We start from the raw sequence: 16,467 nt of genomic DNA, 5'->3' as shown, positions 1-16,467 counted from the left end.
CCATGTCCGAGAACGTCCGCTCCACCCCGACCAACACCACCCAACTCGACCTGTCCGCAGACCTGTTGGCCCTGCTGCGGGACACCACCACGGAACCCCGCCCCGACCCCCAGCTCGACGCGCTCACCCTGGCGGTCGCCGCCGACCTGCCGGTCCTGCTGTGGGGCGAGCCGGGGATCGGCAAGACCTCCGCCCTCACCCAGCTGGCCACCACCCTGGACCTCCCGCTGACCACCGTGATCGCCAGCGTGCACGAGCCGTCCGACTTCTCCGGCCTCCCCGTCCTCGGTGACGATCCCGCCTCCCAGGGCGTCCCGATGGCCCCGCCGGACTGGGCCGTACGGCTGGTTCGGGCGGGGCGCGGGCTGCTGTTCCTCGACGAGCTGTCCACCGCACCACCGGCCGTGCAGGCCGCGCTGCTGCGCCTGGTCCTCGAACGACGCATCGGGGCGCTCCAACTTCCGCCCGGCGTACGGATCGTGGCCGCCGCCAACCCGCCCTCCTCGGCGGCCGACGGCTGGGAGCTGAGCGCGCCGCTCGCCAACCGGTTCGTCCATCTGAGCTGGACCCACGACCACGAGGTGGTGGTCCGGGGCCTCGGCGGCACCTGGCCCCGGGCCACGCTGCCGCGGCTCGATCCCGAACGGCTGCCGGCGGCGGTGGCGTTCGCCCGCCGCGCGGTGTGCGCGCTGCTCGCCGCCCGGCCCGCGCTGGTCCACCGGCTGCCGTCCGGCCAGGGCCCCCGGGGCGGGGCCTGGCCCTCGCCGCGCAGCTGGGAGATGACGCTGCGCCTGATCGCCTTCGCGACCGCGGCGGACGCCTCCCGGGAGGTGCTCTCCCTGCTGGTCCGCGGCACGGTCGGGGACGGTCCCGGGCTGGAACTGCTCGCGAGCCTGGACCGGTTGGACCTCCCGGACCCGGAGACGCTGCTCGCCGACCCCGGGTCGGCCGACCTGCCCGCGCGCGGCGACCTCCGGCAGGCCGTCCTGGACGGGGTGGTGGCGGCGGTGCGGGCCCGCCCGGAGCGCCACCGCTGGGACGCGGCCTGGCGGCTGCTGGTCCGGGCCCTCGACACCGGTGCCCCGGACCTGGTGGTCGTCCCGGCGACCACCCTCGCCTCGCTGCGCCGGCCGGACTGGGACGTACCGGCGGCGATCGAGCGCCTGGCCGGAGCGGTGGACCTGTCCCGCCGGGCCGACCGGGCCGCCGACCGGGCCGCCGACCGGGGCGCCGGACACCCCGCGGCCACGGCGGGGGCGGGCCGATGACCCGGTCGACCGCGGCGATGCCGGCGACCGCGGGGACGCTGGACCTCGACAAGCTGTACGCGGCCCGGCTCCAGGCCGCCCGTGCCCGGCCCTACCTGGCGACGGCCCTGTTCGCCCTGCACGTGGTGGAGTCGCCGCAGGTGCCCACGATGGCCGTCGACCGGTACTGGCGGTGCTACGTCGGCCCCGCCTTCGTCGCCCGCACCCCGGAGGAGGAGCTGGCCTCGGTGTGGGTGCACGAGGTCTCGCACCTGCTCCGCGACCACCACGGGCGCAGCGACCGGCTGGCCCGCGAGCGCGGCCTGACCGGGGCGGGGGAGCGGCTCCGGATGAACATCGCCGCGGACTGCGAGATCAACGACGACGCGTTCGGGGACGGGCTGGTCGAGCCCGAGGGCCTGGTCCGGCCGGGGCTGCTGCGGATGCCGGCGGGCTACCTGATGGAGGACTACCTCCCCCTGTTCACGCTCGGCCCGAACACCCGGGGGCTGGCCTGGCTGGACTGCGGCAGCGGCGCCGACGGGCTGGAGCGGTCCTGGGAGCTGGGGCCCGACGGGGCGCACGGGCTCAGCGAGCAGGAGCGCGACGCGGTCCGGTTCCGGGTGGCGCAGGGCATCACCGGCCGCCCGGGCACCGCCCCGGAGGGCTGGCGGCGCTGGGCCGAGCAGGCCTTCCACCCGCCGCAGCCCTGGCGCGAGTTGCTGGGGGCGGCGGTCCGCTCGGCGGTCTCCGGTGCGGGCGCGGGCGAGGACTACACCTACGGCCGGCCGGCCCGGCGCGCTGCGGCCCTGCCCGGTACCGTGCTGCCCAGCCTGCGCCGCCGCCCGCCCCGGGTCGCGGTGGTCGTCGACACCTCGGCCTCGGTCAGCGACGCCGAACTCGGCAGCGCCCTCCTGGAGGTCGCCGCCATCTCCCGTGCCGTCGGCGGCCGCCGGGACCAGGTCACCGTGCTGTCCTGCGACGCGGCGGCCCGGGTCGTCCAGCCGCTCTGCCAGGCCGAGGGGATCCCGCTGATCGGCGGTGGCGGCACCGACCTGCGGACCGGCTTCACCAAGGCCCTCGCCACCCGGCCGGCCCCGGACGTCATCGTCGTCCTCACCGACGGCCAGACCCCCTGGCCGTCCCACCGCCCCCCGTGCCGCACCGTGGTTGGCCTCTTCCCCCGGCAACGGCCCACCACCTGGGACGAGGACGACCCCCACCACGTCCCCGACACCCCACCCCCTTGGGCCCGCACCGTCACCGTCGGCCCACCCTGACCGGCCCGGCAACGGCCGCGCCGGCCGGGGCGCGGGCAGCGGATGAGGGTGGGGGGCTTCGGTGCGAAGATGGAGGATGCCAGGTCGGCCGGTGTGACGCAGGAGGAGACATGGCGACGTATGACGACGTGCATCGGGTCCCCGAGGACCTGCACGGGGCGCTGGCGGAGACGCAGGCGGCGTACGACCGGCTGATGGCCGCGGAGGAGCCCGACCGGCGGATGCTGCTGGAGCTGCGGCGGCGCGACGCCGAGCTGCACGCGGCGGCCGAGCTGGCCCGGGTCGAGGAGCCGCACGGGCGGGCCGAACGGATCCACAGCCGCTGCGAGGGCGCGACCCGCGGCGCCCGCTGGATCATCCAGCACTCCGGCTGACCTCCGGTGTTTCGGCGCCGCTCCGGGCGCCGCGGTCGGCAGGGTGGGGGTCAGGACACCGCCGCCGGCCAGGGAGCGACACCGCCATGGAGCACGAGAGCGAATCCCACTGCTGCGCGCCCGCCCGCCCCGGGGCGCCCGCCGACCCGCCGCAGGCCCGGCCGGGGTCGGTGCGCGGTCCGGACCGGGGCCCGGTGGTGGCGCTGGCGGGCGGCCGGTTCAGCATGGGCAGCGACGACGCGTCCGCCTACCCCGCGGACGGGGAGGGGCCGGTGCGGCGGGTGGAGGTCGGCCCGTTCACGATCGACGCGCACTGCGTCAGCAACGCCCGCTTCGGGACCTTCGTCGCGGCCACCGGGCACCGCACCGACGCCGAACGCTACGGCGCCTCCTTCGTGTTCGGCGGGCTGCTGCCGGCCGACTTCCCGCCCACCCGCGCGGTGGCGGCGGCCCCGTGGTGGCGCGAGGTGCCCGGGGCGGACTGGCGGCATCCGGAGGGCCCGCGGTCGGGGCTGGCAGGCCGCGCGGACCACCCGGTGGTGCACGTGTCCTGGCGGGACGCGCTCGCGTACTGCGCCTGGGCCGGGCGTTCGCTGCCGACCGAGGCGCAGTGGGAGTACGCCGCCCGGGGCGGCCTGGAGCAGCAGCCGTTCCCCTGGGGCGGCGAGCTGCGGCCCGGCGGCCGGCACCGGATGAACGTGTGGAACGGCAGCTTCCCCGACCGCAACACCCGCGAGGACGGCTATCTGGGCACCTGCCCGGTGGACGCCTTCGAGCCGAACGGCTACGGCCTGCACAACATGACCGGCAACGTGTGGGAGTGGACGGCCGACCGGTTCCGCCCGGCGGTGGCCGGGGACGACTCGCTTGCCCTGCGTGGCGGTTCCTACCTCTGCCACGCCTCCTACTGCCGCCGCTACCGGGTCTCCGCGCGGATGGCCAACACCCCCGAGTCCTCCACCGGCAACATCGGCTTCCGCTGCGCGGGCCCCGCCGACCGGCCCTGAACGGCCCTGACCGGCCCGCACCTTGAGGGCCGGGCCGGTCGGGGTGGCGCGGTCACTCGCGCGACAGCATCGCCGCGGCCTCGCGCTCCAGGTCGACGTACGGCTCGCCGCTGACGTCGACGGCCACCCGGTGCAGGGTGCCGCCGGTGAACGTCCACGGCGCGCTGCCCGGGTAGTCCTCGGTGACCGCCTCGCCGAGGTCGCGGCCGGCGTTCAGGCCCTCGCCGCCGACCCCGAACTTGCCGGGCTGGGTCCTGATCCGGCCCTCGCCGACCTTGCGGTCGTCGTGGTAGAGGCTCAGGGTGCCGCGGGCGGTGCCGGGCGGGTCCTCGCCGTCCTTGTCGAAGGAGGCCGCCAGCAGCAGCCGGGTGCCGGTGGGCAGTTCCTCGGTCGCGCGGATGGTCTGCTGCTCGCTGCCGAGGAAGTTGTAGGTGTAGTGCAGCCGGTTGTCCTTCACGTACAGCGCGTGGCCGCCGAACCGGCCGCCGTGCGCGAACAGCACGCCCTGCGCGCCGGGCCCCGGCAGGTCGACCACCGCGCCGATCGAGTAGGAGCGGTTGCGGACGCTGACCGCCACCGACTCCGGGACCTCGGCCCCGCCGGGGCGGTACAGGTAGCGGTTGCGGGGCGGGGCGAGCTGCGGGCGCGGGGTGGTGAGGATCTCGACGGCCGACCGGTCGTCGAGCGGGAACGCCTGGTTGGCGCCCGCCTCGTGGAACCACAGGCCGATCAGCTCCGCGAGCCTGACCGGCTCCTGCTCGGCGAGGTCGTGCAGCTCGGCCCGGTCGGTGTCGGTGTGGTACAGCTCCCAGGCGTCCTCGGGGAAGTGGCCCCAGCCGCTGATCGCCGGGTGGGTGGTGACGGCCTTCCAGCCGTCGTGCCAGATGCCGCGGGTGCCGAGCATCGAGTAGAACTGGGTGCGCTTGGCGGTGGGGATGTTCGCGGTGTCGAAGCTGTACCGCATGCTGACGCCCTGCAGCGGGTGCTGGGTGTAGCCCTTGACGGTGTCGGGGAGTTCGATGCCCAGGCAGTCGAGCAGGGTCGGCACCACGTCCACCGCGTGGTGGTACTGGTCGCGGACCTCGCCCCGGGCGGCGATGCCGGCCGGCCAGGAGATCACGCACGGGTCGCAGGTGCCGCCGTTGAAGGAGTACCGCTTCCACATCTTGAACGGCGCGTTGAACGCCATCGCCCAGCCGTTCGGGTAGTGGTTGTAGGTCTTCGGGCCGCCGAGCTCGTCCAGCATCGCCATGTTCTCGGCCAGGTCGTCGGGCACGCCGTTGAACACCTTGTTCTCGTTCACCGAGCCGTCCGGGCCGCCCTCGCCGCTGGCGCCGTTGTCGGAGACCACCACGATGATGGTGTTGTCGAGCTGCTCGATCTCCTCCAGGTACGCGAGCAGCCGGCCGATCTGGTCGTCGCAGTGCGACAGGAAGCCGGCGTACACCTCGGCCATCCGGCAGAACAGTCGCTGCTCCTCCGCGGAGAGGGACGCCCACGGCTTGGTGTAGTCCAGCGGCGGGAACGGCTCGCCGCCGGGGCCGGTACGGGTCTCGGGGGTGCCGATCGGGTTCACCGGCGGCAGTTCGGTGTCCTGCGGGACCAGGCCGAGTTCCTTCTGCCGGGCCAGGGTCCGCTCCCGGATCGCCTCGTACCCCTCGTCGAACCGGCCCCGGTAGCGGTCGCTCCACTCGCGCGGCACCTGGTGCGGGGCGTGCGCGCACCCCGGCGCGTAGTACAGGAACACCGGGCGCTCGGGGGCGATCGCCTTCACGTCGTCGAGGAAGGAGAGCGCCTTGTCGGTGATGTCCACGCCGAAGTGGTAGCCCTCCTCGGGGGTGGCGGGCTGCTCGACGGGGTGGTTGTCGTGCACCAGGTCCGGGTAGTACTGGCTGGTCTCCGCCCCGAGGAAGCCGTAGAACCGCTCGAAGCCGCGGCCGACCGGCCAGTTCTGCTTGGTCGAGGCCAGGTTCATCTCGTCCTCGGCGCACAGGTGCCACTTGCCGACCAGGGCGGTGCTGAAGCCCCGCTCCACCAGGATCTCCGCCAGCGTCGCGCACTGCGGCGGGATGTGGCCGTTCGCCCCCGGGAAGCCGACGGCGGCCTCGCTGATGCACGCCATGCCGTTGGTGGTGTGGTTGCGCCCGGTCAGCAGGCAGGAGCGGGTCGGCGAGCAGAGCGCGGTGGTGTGCCACTGCCCGTAGCGCAGGCCGCCGGCCGCGATCCGGTCGATGTTCGGGGTCTCGATCGGGCCGCCGTAGCAGCTGAGCGCCCCGAAGCCGACATCGTCGAGCACGATGTACAGCACGTTGGGGGAGCCCGGCGGGGCCTTCGGTTGTTCGTACGGGCCCCAGTCCGGGACCGAGTCCCGGATGTCGAGGTTGACCACACCTCGGAACGGCTGCGCCATGATCCGTCTCCCAACGCGAGCAGGACAGTCCTGCTACCAGGGGAGCACCACCGGGCGCTCCGCGCGACGCGGAAGCCGCCGCACGCGGTACGCGCGGGCCGGTCAGGAGGTGAGGGACAGCGGCAGCTCGAGGTCGGCGGTCAGCACCTCGACCGGCAGCAGGTCGCGCGGGTCGCCGGAGCAGGACGCGCAGGAGCGGACGTGCCGGGTGGTGCGCTTGCGCCAGAGCGGGGTCAGCGCGCCGTCCCAGCCGGCGGTGGTGGCGGCGAGGCCCTCGCAGCCGGGCGAGGCGGCCAGCGCGCGGACCACCGCCCGGCTGGCGGACAGCCGGGTCTTCAGCCGCTGGATCCGGACACCGACGTGGCAGGCCGGCAGCCGCATCAGCCGGGCCAGCTCGGGCCGGCGCAGTTCGCCCCGGCTCTCCTGCCGCCACAGCGCGAGCAGCCGGCGGTCCTCCTCGTCCAACCAGCGGCTGGCCTCGGTCAGTTCGCGCCGGGCGTCGAGCAGGCCCAGGCGCAGGATGGTGAGGTCGACGAACTCGGCGTCGGGGTCGGGCAGCTGGTCGCCGGGCTCGACCGGTGCCAGGGCGAGCTGCTGGCTGCTCCACCGGCGGCGGACCTCGTTCATCGCCACGGCCACCAGCCAGGACCGGAACGAGCGGGGTTCGCGGAGCGTGCCCAGCCGGGTGACCACCCGGACCATGGTCTCCTGGACCACGTCGTCGACGTCGTCGTGGCCGTCCATCTCACGGCCGACCACCTTGTAGACCAGCGGCAGGAAGGCGGCGGTGATCCGGTCGAGCGCCGCCGGGTCACCGGTCTGCGCGGCGGTGACGTCCGCCGCCGTGGGTTCCCGTTCGGGTTTCATGGGGTGTCCTTGTCCGTCGGTCGTTCCGCGGGCGGCCGGGGCCGGGAGGCACGCGGTTCCCAGACCGCGGCGCTCCCGACCCGACCACCGGTTCCCGCCGGTCGGACCCGGTGGCCGGGCCTGCCGGCGGGCCGGTGCGACCGATCGTAGGAGCGGTCCGGCGGGCCGCCGCGGGTGTTCAGGGCGGCCTAACGGAGCCCTAATGTTCCGCTCAGCTCCGCCGTGCGGGGCCCGTCCCGGCCGCCGTCGCCCGGGGAGTTCGCGCAGTTGGCGGGGGATGGGGGCGGGGCCGCGGGTGGGCTACGGTGTCCGCCATGACGTCCGTGCTCGTCGTCGAAGACGACCCGATCATCCGCACCTACCTGATCGACGAACTCACCGCGCACGGCCTGGTGGTGCGCAGTTCCCCCGACGCGCTCGGCGCGCTGCGGGAGGTCACGCAGTGGCAGCCGGACGCGGTCGTGCTCGACCTCGGACTGCCCGACCTGGACGGCGCCGACGCGCTGCGGATGATCCGCGGACTCTCCCAGGTCCCGGTGCTGGTGGCGACCGCCCGCTCGGACGACCGGGAGATCATCAAGCTGCTCAACGCCGGCGCCGACGACTACCTCGTCAAGCCCTTCTCCGCGGGCCAGTTGGTCGCCCGGCTGGCCGCCGTGCTGCGCCGCAGCGCGGTGCACGCCGTGCCGGCGTCGGCGGCCGCGGCGATCGGGGTGCCGGGGGCGGGCGGGACGGACGGCGGTGCGGCGGTCGGCACGGCGCCGCTGGTCGTCGGTGAGCTCCGGGTCGACCCGACGGCCCGCTCCGCCCACCTGGAGGGACGCGAACTGGCCCTGACCAGGCGCGAGTTCGACCTGCTGGAGTTCCTGGCGAGGAACGCCGGCCGGGTGGTCTCCAAACGGCAGCTGCTGGCCGAGGTGTGGCGCCTGCCGTACGTGGACGAGCAGACCGTCGACGTGCACCTGTCCTGCCTGCGCCGCAAGCTCGGTGAACGGGCGTCGATGCCGCGCTACCTGCACACCGTGCGCGGTGTCGGGGTGAAGCTGGTGTCCCCGCGGTGAGGGCGACCCTCGCCATGGTCGCGCTGGTGGTCACCTCGATGGTGGCGGTGTCCTTCCTGATCCCGCTCGGCATGCTGGTGCGCACCCAGGTCGAGGTCGGGGCGACCACGCTGGCCGAACGCCGGGCGGTCGCCGTGGTGCCCGCGCTCACCCTCGCCCCGCAGCCCGGGGAGCTGGCGGTGGCCGTGTCCGGGATGCGGCCGGCCGACCGGCCGTGCGTGCACCTGCCCGAGGGCCAGGTGGTCGGCGACAGCCACGCGCCGCAGGAGATGCTGGCGCGGGTCGTCCGGGAGCGGCAGTCGGTCTCCGGCGACGTGCCCGGCGGCTGGGCCTACCTGCAGCCCGTCCTGCTGGACGACGCCCGGGTGGCGGTGGTGGAGGAGTTCGTCCCGCAGTCCGAACTGACCCGGGGGGTGGCCGGCGCCTGGACGGTGATGGCGCTGCTGGCGGTCTGCCTGGTGATCGCCTCGGTCCTGGTGGCGGACCGGCTGGGCGCCCGGATGGTGCGCGCCTCGCGCGGCCTGTCCCGGGCCTCCGCCGCGCTCGGCGCCGGCGACCTGGCGGTCCGGGTGGAGCCGGCCGGCCCCGCCGAACTGCACGAGGCGGGCCTCGCGTTCAACGCGATGGCCGACCGGGTCGCCGGGCTGCTGGCCAGCGAACGGGAGCTGGTCGCCGACCTGTCGCACCGGCTGCGAACCCCGCTGATGGCGCTGACCGTGGCCTCCGAACGGATCGGACCCGTCCCGGGATCGGCGCAGCTCGACGCCGCGGTGAGCCAGCTGGAGTCGGAGCTCGACTCGATCATCCGGGCCGCGCAGACCCCGCGGTCCACCCGGGCGGCGCAGCCGGGTCCGGGCGTGGCCGGTGCCGATCCGGCGGGCCCGGACCCGGCGCTGCCGCAGGTCTCCTGCCGGGTCGCGGAGGTGGCCGGGCGCCGGGTCGGCTTCTGGTCGATGCTCGCCGAGCAGCAGGGCCGGCCCTGCACGTTCGGCGCCACCGACGAGCCGACCCGGGTCCAGCTGCCGGAGGACGACCTGGCCGCCGTCGTGGACGCCCTGGTGGGCAACGTCTTCCGGCACACCCCGCAGGGCACGGCCTTCGCGGTGAGCGTGCTGCGGACCGCGCAGGACGTCGTCCTGGTGGTCGAGGACGCCGGGCCCGGCATCGCCGATCCGGACGGCGCCCTGTCGCGCGGCGCCAGCACCGGCGGATCCACCGGCCTCGGCCTGGACATCGCGCACAGCGCCGCCGGCGCCACCCGGGGCCGGCTCCGGGTGCTGCGCAGCACCCGGCTCGGGGGTGCGCGGATCGAGGTGGTGCTCGGGCTCGCCTCCGAGCCGCGCCGCGGCCGCGCGGCGTCCTGGGGCCACCGGCGCCGCCGCGCGCTGGAGCGCCGGCGCCAGCGGCGCGAGGTCTGATGCCGGGCCGCGGCGCAGGTCGGCGAATATCTGTTATTCCCGGCCCGGGGCGTGTATCTCCTGAACGGGTGACCGCGGCGGACGCGGTCACCGGGGTGACCGGGCCGGTCGGCGGCGGCCGTGGCCGGTGGCTGAGGACAGGAGTTCTGCCATGAGAGCAGCACCGCGCTGTGCGGCGTGCGAGCGGCCCGGACCGGCGTACGGCTGCCGGTGCGGCCGGCAGGACCCGGCGCTGCGGCAGGCCCGTACCGGGTTCCCGCCCGCGTACCGGGAGGCGGGCGCGCCGACCGTGACCGTGCCGCGCCCCGCCGTCCCGCCCGGGCCGGTCGGCGGCCCGCCGGGGGAACCGCCGAGCCGCGGCCGGGTCGACCGACGGCGGGTCTACCCGGCGATCGGGGCGCGGCTGCGGGCGCCGCACGTGGTCGGGATGCTGGCCGCGGGGCTGGTCGCCACCACCGCGGCGGTCACCGTGCTGGCCGTGGTCACCACGCCCGACGGGCTGACCGCGCCGGTCGCGGCGCCCCTGCTGCCGGCCGCCCGGCCGTCCACCGCCTCACCCACGCGGTCGCCCTCCCCGACGCCGTCCCCCTCGCCCTCCCCGACGCCCTCGCCGTCGCCCTCCCCGTCACCGTCGCCGTCGGTGGATCCGGTCACCCCCTCCCCGGCTCCCGTTCCCTCGCTGCCGCCCGTGCCGTTCGCGCAGATCCTGGTCAGTGCGGCCTCCGGGCGCTGCCTGACGGCCGGTGGGGGCACCCGGGTCGACATCCGGGACTGCGACGGCGGCCAGGACCAGCTGTGGACCCTCACCGCCTCCGGCCAGGTCCGCGACGAGGACGGCGACTGCCTCGACCCGTGGAACGGCTCGGTGCAGCCGGGCACCCCGGTGCTGGTCCGGCCGTGCACCCGGGACGACAACCAGAAGTGGCGCACCGGCGTCAGCGGCGCCCTGGTCGGGGCCCGCTCCGGCCTGTGCCTGGACGTCTACAACGGCCGTACCGCCAACGGGACCACGGTCCAGCTCTGGTACTGCGGCCTGCACCAGACCAACCAGACCTGGACGGTCACCCGCGCGGTGTAGCGCCCGGCGCCGGGACCGGGCCGGGTGCGTCGGTCAGCCTGCGGACAGGCGGGGATCACGGTCGCCGAGCACGAACTCCGCCGGCCACCGCTTCCGCAGTACCTCGGCCAGCAGCGGCTGGTCGGACTCCAGGACCTCGGGTCGGCGGATCGATCCGTCCTCGTCGACCTGCTGTCCCCCGAGGACGACGGGCGCGCGCAGGAGTTCCTCGCCCCAGGGGCTCACCCCGTTGGCCAGAAGACCCTCGAAGCGGTGTCCGGTCAGCCTGTCGTCGCGGACCCGGTCGATGAAGTCCTCGAACACCCGGGGCTGGAGGAGGGCCCAGACGAGGTAGACCACGGTGCGGCCGTCCTCGAGCCGGACCGGCAGGCGAACCTTGAGGAAGTTGCCCACCCCGTCCACGATCATGATCGCCCCGGTGTCGGCCGTCACGCGCCGCGCGCGCTCCTCCTCGGGGAGTTCGGCGACCGGATGCGGCCAGGCGAGGTCGAAGCCGGGTTGCTCCGGGTCGAGGTTGCCGCAGCAACCGCAGGCCGCACCGTGGGCGTGCTCGGGCGGGGTGAGGTCCAGCCTCGTCGCGGGGTAGGTGGGCTCCGCCGCGCCGGGCGGAAGCGGCAGCAGCAGGGCGTACTGACGGACGGTCGTGAAGGTGCTGGGCTCGGGGAGGTCCAGCGCGGCCAGCGCGGCGGACGCGGCCTCGTGGCGCACTCCGTTGACCCGGATCTCGGCCTCCATCGTGCCCGGGCTCCCGCCGTAGAACACCTTGACGCCGTTGAAGAAGGGCGATTCCAGGTCCGCGGTCATCGAGCCCGCGACGTGGTGGAGGACGTTCGCATCGAGCAGCGCCACCTGCAGGCGACGGTTCTCGGCGGTGTCGAGCCCGAGGCCGACCACACCGGAGATGATCGAGTGCCAGCCGGGGACGCCGTGCCCGTGATCCGGTCCGGCATGGTGGGCGAAGCGCTCGCCCCGGTCGAGGAGTTCGAGCAGGCAGGCGCCGGCCGTCTCCACCCAACCGTCGATCGCGTGCCGAGGGTTGCCGCCCGGCGCGACGACGTGGTCGACGAAACAGGGCACGTCGGGCTGGACGCTCACATCCGGGAACACGATCAGGTCGTAGCGGTGGCTCCCGGCATCATCGGGCGGCGCCACGCCCACCGCCCATCCGCTCGGGCTCAGCAGTGAATTGCCCCTGAGCTCGGCGCCCCGCGTCACCCCGGGCGCGTACTCCTCCAGCCGCTCCCGCACCAGGGCCAGGAACGCGAGGTCCGGCAGCCGCTCCGAGGACGGCTCGGCACGGCGCGTACGCCGTCGTTTCCACAACATGCAGCGGATCCTACGGAGCCCGCCGCCCGGCTCCCCCACCGGACCGGCCTCCGGGTCACCCCAGGTCCCACCGGTCGTCCCGGCCGGGCCGTGGGTTAGCCGGAGCTGAGCGCAACCCTAGGCGTTCCTCAGGGCCGGCCCGCTGCCGCCGCGGCGCTCCTAGCATCGGGCGGGCGGGCCCGGCGCGCCGTCCGGCGGGGGGTGCCCGCGGTCGTGGCGACGCCCACCCGTGGCGCGACGCGGCCCTCACCCGAGGAGGACGTTGATGAGCCGGTTCTCACGAGTTCCCGCCACCCGGGCCGACAACGAGCAGGGGGTGAAGCTCCGGGCCAGAGCGATCACCTGCCTGGAGCAGAAGGCGGCCGAACTCTGGTCCCAGGTACCGGCGGTGTACCCGGACGGTGCGCCGTTCCGGGCCCGGACGGCGTTCGACGAGGTGGTGGCGCTCGGCCGGCTGCTGATCCTCTGCTCCCCGCCGCACGGCGCCGAGTTGATGGGCCACTGCCTGCGCGCCCTGTCCGGCCTCGCGACGGTGGGCGACCCCGCCGCGTACACCGTCCGGGCGAGCATCGAGGCGACCACGGCCCGCCGCCTGCTGCTCCGGGACGGCCTGGCGGCCTGGGACCAGACCCTCACCCGGGCCCTGCTTCTGACGGTCCGCTACCACCGCAAGGCCGGTCACCGCCCGGGCACCGCCGACGACGCCCGCGCACCCGCCGGGGGAGTGCGGCAGGGTCAGGGGTGGGGCTAGCCCCAGGGCCGGTCCGCCGGTGGACTCCATGGTGGCCGCGAGGGCCTCTTCCTAGCCTGGAACACGTCGAAGACCAGCGATGATTCCGGACGGAAGGCTCCACCATGGCACGCCGCCACGACCACCCCCACGCCGAACCGGCGCCGCCGTACGGGCGCCCCGCCGCCCCCGCGCAAACGGCCGCGATCGAGCTGCGCGGGGTGCGGCGCAGCTACGGCCGGGGCGGCGAGACCGTCCACGCGCTGCGCGGCATCGACCTGGCGCTGGCCTCCGGCAGCTTCACCGCCGTCATGGGCCCGTCCGGGTCCGGCAAGAGCACCTTCCTGCAGTGCGCGGCAGGCCTGGACCGGCCGGACGGCGGCGAGGTGTTCCTCGGCGGCGAGGAGATCACCCGGCTGAGCGAGAACCGGCTGACCAAGCTGCGCCGCAGCCGGATCGGCTTCGTCTTCCAGTCCTTCAACCTGCTCCCCTCGCTGACCGTCCTGCAGAACGTGCTGCTGCCGCAGCGCCTCGCCGGCGGACGTCAGGACCGCTCCCGGGCGAAGGAGTTGCTGGCGCAGGTGGGGCTCGGCGAGCACGCCGGGCGGCGGCCGGGGCAGCTGTCCGGCGGCCAGCAGCAGCGGGTGGCGATCGCCCGCGCGCTGATCACCCGGCCGGACGTGGTCTTCGCCGACGAGCCGACCGGCGCGCTGGACACCCGGACCGCGCACGAGGTGCTCGGCCTGCTGCGGCACGCCGTGGACTCCATGGGCGCCACCGTGGTCATGGTCACCCACGACCCGACGGCGGCCTCGTTCGCCGACCGCGCGCTGTTCCTGGCGGACGGCGCCTTCGCGGGCGAGATCCACCACCCGGACCCGCAGTCCGTCGCCGACCGCATGGTCGCGCTCACCGCCCGGCCGGTCGGAGCGGCGGCATGAGCAACGGACTCGCGCGCGCCTCGGTGCGCTTCCGGCCCGCCTCCTTCGCGGGCACCTTCGTCGCGCTGCTGTTCGCCGCGGCGGTGATCACGGCCTGCGGTGCGCTGCTCCAGACCGGGATCACCGCGAGCGTCCCCCCGGTCCGGTACGCGGCCGCGCCGGTGGTGGTGGCGGCCGACGCGAACGTCTCGATCACCGTCCGGACCGGCGAGGACACCGACACCGAGGAGCTGGCCGTCCGGGAGCGGGCCCGGGTGGACGCCGCCCTGACCGCGCGGATCGCCGCGCTGCCCGGGGTGGCCGCCGCCCGCCCCGACACCGCGTTCCCGATCCCGGCGAGCGCCCGGGACCGCTCCGGCAGCGCTGCGCTGCCGCCGCTGACCGGCCGCGGGTTCGCCGCGCTGGGCATCGCCGGGCCCGGCGAGCAGTTGGTCGAGGGCCGGGCCCCGCGCGCCGGCGAGGTGGTGCTGGACGCGGACACCGCGCACGCCGCCGCTCTCGCCCCGGGGGCCACCGTCACGCTCACCGCGCCCGGCGGCACGGCCGCCTACCGGATCGCCGGTCTCGCCGCTGCCCCGGGCACCGGCACCGCCTGGTTCGCCGACCAGGACGTCGACCGGCTCGGCGGGCACCCCGGCCGGGTGGACGCGATCGCCGTGCAGCCGGGCGACGGGGTGGACCCCGGGGCGCTGGCCGCCCGGATCCGGCAGGCCGTCGACGGCCGTGCCCTGGTGCTCACCGGCGACGCCCGGGGCACCGTCGAGCAGCCGGAACTGGCCACGAGCCGCACCATGCTGATCGCCCTCGGCGGCTCGTTCGGCGGCGTCGCCACGATGACGGCCGTCTTCGTGGTGGTGAGCACCGTCGCCCTGGCCACCGGCCAGCGCGCCCGGGAGTTCGCCCTGCTGCGGGCGATCGGCGCCACCCCGCGCCAGATCCGCCGCACCATCGCCACCGAGGCGGTGCTGCTGGGGCCGGTCGCCGGACTGCTCGGCAGCCTGCCCGGACTGGCGCTGGCCCATTGGTGGTTCGGCGAGCTGGCGCGGCGCGGCGCCGTGCCGCGGGCGGTCTCCCTGGACGTCGGGTTCATCCCGGTGCTCGCTGCCGCCGGCGGCTGCACGCTGGCCGCGCTGGCCGCCGGCTTCCTGGCCGCCCGCCGCCCCTCCCGGATGCGGCCCGGCCAGGCGCTCGGGGCGGCCGCGGTCGAGCCGGTCCGTCCCGGCCCGGTGCGGACCGTCCTCGGGCTGCTGTTCACCGCCGGCGGCACGGCGCTCGCCGGGGTGGCCGCCCACCTGAACGGCGCGGACGCCGCCAACACCGCGCTCGGCGTGGTGATGTGCTTCCTGCTGGCCGTCGCGCTGCTCGGCCCCTGGCTGGCCGGGGCCGCCGCCCGGGTGCTCGGTCTGCCGCTGCGGGCCGGCGCCGGTGCGGCCGGCTCGCTGGCCGTCGACAACAGCCGGGCCAACGCCCGCCGGCTGGCCTCGGCGATCACTCCGATCGTGATGGTCACGGCCTTCTGCGGCACCCTGCTCTTCCTGCAGAGCACCGTCAGCCGGGTCGCCGGGGAGCAGCTGCGGGCCGGCGTCACCGCCGACCAGGTGCTCGGCGCCGCCGGGCCGGGCCTGCCCACCGCGACCGCCGGCCGGGTCGCCGAGGTGCCGGGCGTGGCCGCCGCCGTCGGCGTGCTGCGCACCGGCGTCGTCTACCGGGACGGCCCGACGCTGGGTGCGGCCGAGGCGCTGGGCGTCGGCGGCGACCCGGCGAAGCTGCCCGCGGTGCTCGACCTGGGAGTGCGCAGCGGGTCGCTCGCCGACCTCGGCCGCGCCACCGACACCGTCGCGCTGGACGCCGCCCTCGCCGAGACGCTCGGGGTCCGGGTCGGCGACCGCGTCCCGCTCTGGCTCGGCGACGGCACCGAGGCCCGCCCCACGGTGGTCGCCACCTACGGGCGCGGGCTCGGCCTCGGCGAGGTGCTGCTGCCCCGGGCGGCCGTCGCGCAGCACGTCACCGCGGGCTACGACAGTCAGGTACTGGTCGCGGACGCACCCGGCGCCGACCGGGCCGCGGTCGCGGCGGGGCTGGCCGCCGTCGCCGGCGACGCCGGGGGCACGGTCACCGACCGGACCGGCTACCTGGCCCGGGCCGACCGGGACCGTGAGGTGAGCGCCTGGGCGAACACCGTGATGGCCGGGGTGCTCGGCGGCTTCGCGGCCGTCGCCGCCGCCAACACGCTGGTGATGACGGTGCTGGACCGGCGGCGCGAGGTGGCCCTGCTGCGGCTGGCCGGCACCACCCGCCGGCAGGTGCGCGGGATGCTGCGCTGGGAGGCGCTGCTGGTCGCCGCGACCGGGCTGTCGGTCGGCGGGGCGATCGCCTGGGTGACGCTGGTCCCGATCACCCGCGGCGTCGCCGGCTCGGCCCCGTACGTCCCGGCCGGTCTCGCCCTGCCGCTGGCGGCCGGCGCCGTGCTGCTCTGCCTCGCGTCGACCGGTCTGCCGGCCCGCGCGCTGCTGCGGCTGCGGCCGGTCGCGGGGGGCGGCGGGCGGCAGTAGCGGCGGGTGGCGGAGGGCACCGGCGGCAGGCCCGAACGGGCCTGCGCGGTGGGCCGCAACGGGCGGTGCGGGGTGCTCCCGCACCGCCCGTTGGCGGGTGCGCGGACGGCGGGCGGCCGCCTGACCTGGGCGGCGAGTCGGCGCCGGGGGCGCCCTGCGGGTGGCCCGCCCGCTTG

Annotated in this window: 13 protein-coding genes; 10 read left to right on the top strand and 3 right to left on the bottom strand. The window is 76.1% G+C overall.

The features are described from left to right. The first annotated feature begins 2 nt into the window (after positions 1-2). From ABT014_RS01895 to ABT014_RS01880, 4 genes are all read left to right on the top strand, one after another. Positions 3-1,268, top strand: coding sequence for an AAA family ATPase (locus ABT014_RS01895; RefSeq protein WP_350635751.1), 1,266 nt, complete (start codon positions 3-5; stop codon positions 1,266-1,268). Next, on the top strand, positions 1,265-2,527 hold the full coding sequence (locus ABT014_RS01890; RefSeq protein ID WP_350635749.1) for a vWA domain-containing protein: 1,263 nt from the start codon (positions 1,265-1,267) through the stop codon (positions 2,525-2,527). The genes ABT014_RS01895 and ABT014_RS01890 overlap by 4 nt, the downstream gene beginning before the upstream one ends. A gap of 110 nt (positions 2,528-2,637) precedes the next feature. After that, entirely contained in the window at positions 2,638-2,901 is a 264-nt protein-coding gene (locus ABT014_RS01885) for a hypothetical protein (RefSeq protein WP_350635747.1), read from the top strand. Positions 2,902-2,987: 86 nt separating this feature from the next. Then, entirely contained in the window at positions 2,988-3,908 is a 921-nt protein-coding gene (locus ABT014_RS01880; protein WP_350635745.1) for a formylglycine-generating enzyme family protein, read from the top strand. Positions 3,909-3,960: 52 nt separating this feature from the next. Here ABT014_RS01880 and ABT014_RS01875 read toward each other — a convergent pair whose 3' ends face one another. After that, positions 3,961-6,318 (bottom strand): arylsulfatase, encoded by a 2,358-nt coding sequence (locus ABT014_RS01875; protein WP_350635742.1) that lies wholly within the window; start codon positions 6,316-6,318, stop codon positions 3,961-3,963. Between the two features lie 102 nt (positions 6,319-6,420). Beyond that, positions 6,421-7,185 carry a sigma-70 family RNA polymerase sigma factor gene (locus ABT014_RS01870; RefSeq protein ID WP_350635740.1) on the bottom strand — a complete coding sequence of 255 codons (765 nt, stop codon included), beginning with the start codon at positions 7,183-7,185 and terminating at the stop codon, positions 6,421-6,423. 314 nt (positions 7,186-7,499) lie between these two features. Here ABT014_RS01870 and ABT014_RS01865 point away from each other — a divergent pair, with 314 nt between their 5' ends. The 3 genes from ABT014_RS01865 to ABT014_RS01855 all read left to right on the top strand — a co-directional run bounded on the left by ABT014_RS01865 (position 7,500) and on the right by ABT014_RS01855 (position 10,742). Continuing rightward, the gene (locus ABT014_RS01865) at positions 7,500-8,246 is read left to right on the top strand and encodes a response regulator transcription factor (RefSeq protein WP_350635738.1); all 747 of its coding nucleotides are present in this window, start codon (positions 7,500-7,502) and stop codon (positions 8,244-8,246) included. Continuing rightward, entirely contained in the window at positions 8,243-9,664 is a 1,422-nt protein-coding gene (locus ABT014_RS01860; protein ID WP_350635736.1) for an ATP-binding protein, read from the top strand. Before ABT014_RS01865 ends, ABT014_RS01860 begins: the two co-directional genes overlap by 4 nt. 151 nt (positions 9,665-9,815) lie before the next feature. Continuing rightward, complete coding sequence (locus tag ABT014_RS01855) at positions 9,816-10,742, top strand: RICIN domain-containing protein (protein WP_350635734.1); 927 nt, start codon at positions 9,816-9,818, stop codon at positions 10,740-10,742. Positions 10,743-10,775: 33 nt separating this feature from the next. On the opposite strand, the gene ABT014_RS01850 is transcribed toward ABT014_RS01855, so the two are convergent. Next, the gene (locus tag ABT014_RS01850; protein ID WP_350635732.1) at positions 10,776-12,068 is read right to left on the bottom strand and encodes a DUF6348 family protein; all 1,293 of its coding nucleotides are present in this window, start codon (positions 12,066-12,068) and stop codon (positions 10,776-10,778) included. A gap of 265 nt (positions 12,069-12,333) precedes the next feature. Here ABT014_RS01850 and ABT014_RS01845 point away from each other — a divergent pair, with 265 nt between their 5' ends. The 3 genes from ABT014_RS01845 (at position 12,334) to ABT014_RS01835 (ending at position 16,291) form a co-directional block, all read left to right on the top strand. Continuing rightward, positions 12,334-12,819, top strand: coding sequence for a hypothetical protein (locus ABT014_RS01845; RefSeq protein ID WP_350635730.1), 486 nt, complete (start codon positions 12,334-12,336; stop codon positions 12,817-12,819). 104 nt (positions 12,820-12,923) lie between these two features. After that, a complete protein-coding gene (locus ABT014_RS01840; RefSeq protein WP_350635729.1) occupies positions 12,924-13,739 on the top strand; it encodes an ABC transporter ATP-binding protein in 816 nt (271 codons plus the stop codon). Next, complete coding sequence (locus tag ABT014_RS01835; RefSeq protein WP_350635727.1) at positions 13,736-16,291, top strand: FtsX-like permease family protein; 2,556 nt, start codon at positions 13,736-13,738, stop codon at positions 16,289-16,291. The genes ABT014_RS01840 and ABT014_RS01835 overlap by 4 nt, the downstream gene beginning before the upstream one ends. The last annotated feature ends 176 nt before the right edge of the window (positions 16,292-16,467 follow it).

Origin of the sequence: Kitasatospora sp. NPDC094015 (assembly GCF_040304075.1) — a bacterium.
Lineage (GTDB): Bacteria > Actinomycetota > Actinomycetes > Streptomycetales > Streptomycetaceae > Kitasatospora.
This window is presented reverse-complemented; position numbering and strand designations above follow the sequence as displayed.

Bases quoted from the DNA above. Each gene is read 5' to 3' on its own strand.
- ABT014_RS01895 (WP_350635751.1), top strand. From the start codon at position 3: ATGTCCGAGAACGTCCGCTCCACCCCGACCAACACCACCCAACTCGAC.
- ABT014_RS01890 (WP_350635749.1), top strand. From the start codon at position 1,265: ATGACCCGGTCGACCGCGGCGATGCCGGCGACCGCGGGGACGCTGGAC.
- ABT014_RS01885 (WP_350635747.1), top strand. From the start codon at position 2,638: ATGGCGACGTATGACGACGTGCATCGGGTCCCCGAGGACCTGCACGGG.
- ABT014_RS01880 (WP_350635745.1), top strand. From the start codon at position 2,988: ATGGAGCACGAGAGCGAATCCCACTGCTGCGCGCCCGCCCGCCCCGGG.
- ABT014_RS01875 (WP_350635742.1), bottom strand. From the start codon at position 6,318: ATGGCGCAGCCGTTCCGAGGTGTGGTCAACCTCGACATCCGGGACTCG.
- ABT014_RS01870 (WP_350635740.1), bottom strand. From the start codon at position 7,185: ATGAAACCCGAACGGGAACCCACGGCGGCGGACGTCACCGCCGCGCAG.
- ABT014_RS01865 (WP_350635738.1), top strand. From the start codon at position 7,500: ATGACGTCCGTGCTCGTCGTCGAAGACGACCCGATCATCCGCACCTAC.
- ABT014_RS01855 (WP_350635734.1), top strand. From the start codon at position 9,816: ATGAGAGCAGCACCGCGCTGTGCGGCGTGCGAGCGGCCCGGACCGGCG.
- ABT014_RS01850 (WP_350635732.1), bottom strand. From the start codon at position 12,068: ATGTTGTGGAAACGACGGCGTACGCGCCGTGCCGAGCCGTCCTCGGAG.
- ABT014_RS01845 (WP_350635730.1), top strand. From the start codon at position 12,334: ATGAGCCGGTTCTCACGAGTTCCCGCCACCCGGGCCGACAACGAGCAG.
- ABT014_RS01840 (WP_350635729.1), top strand. From the start codon at position 12,924: ATGGCACGCCGCCACGACCACCCCCACGCCGAACCGGCGCCGCCGTAC.
- ABT014_RS01835 (WP_350635727.1), top strand. From the start codon at position 13,736: ATGAGCAACGGACTCGCGCGCGCCTCGGTGCGCTTCCGGCCCGCCTCC.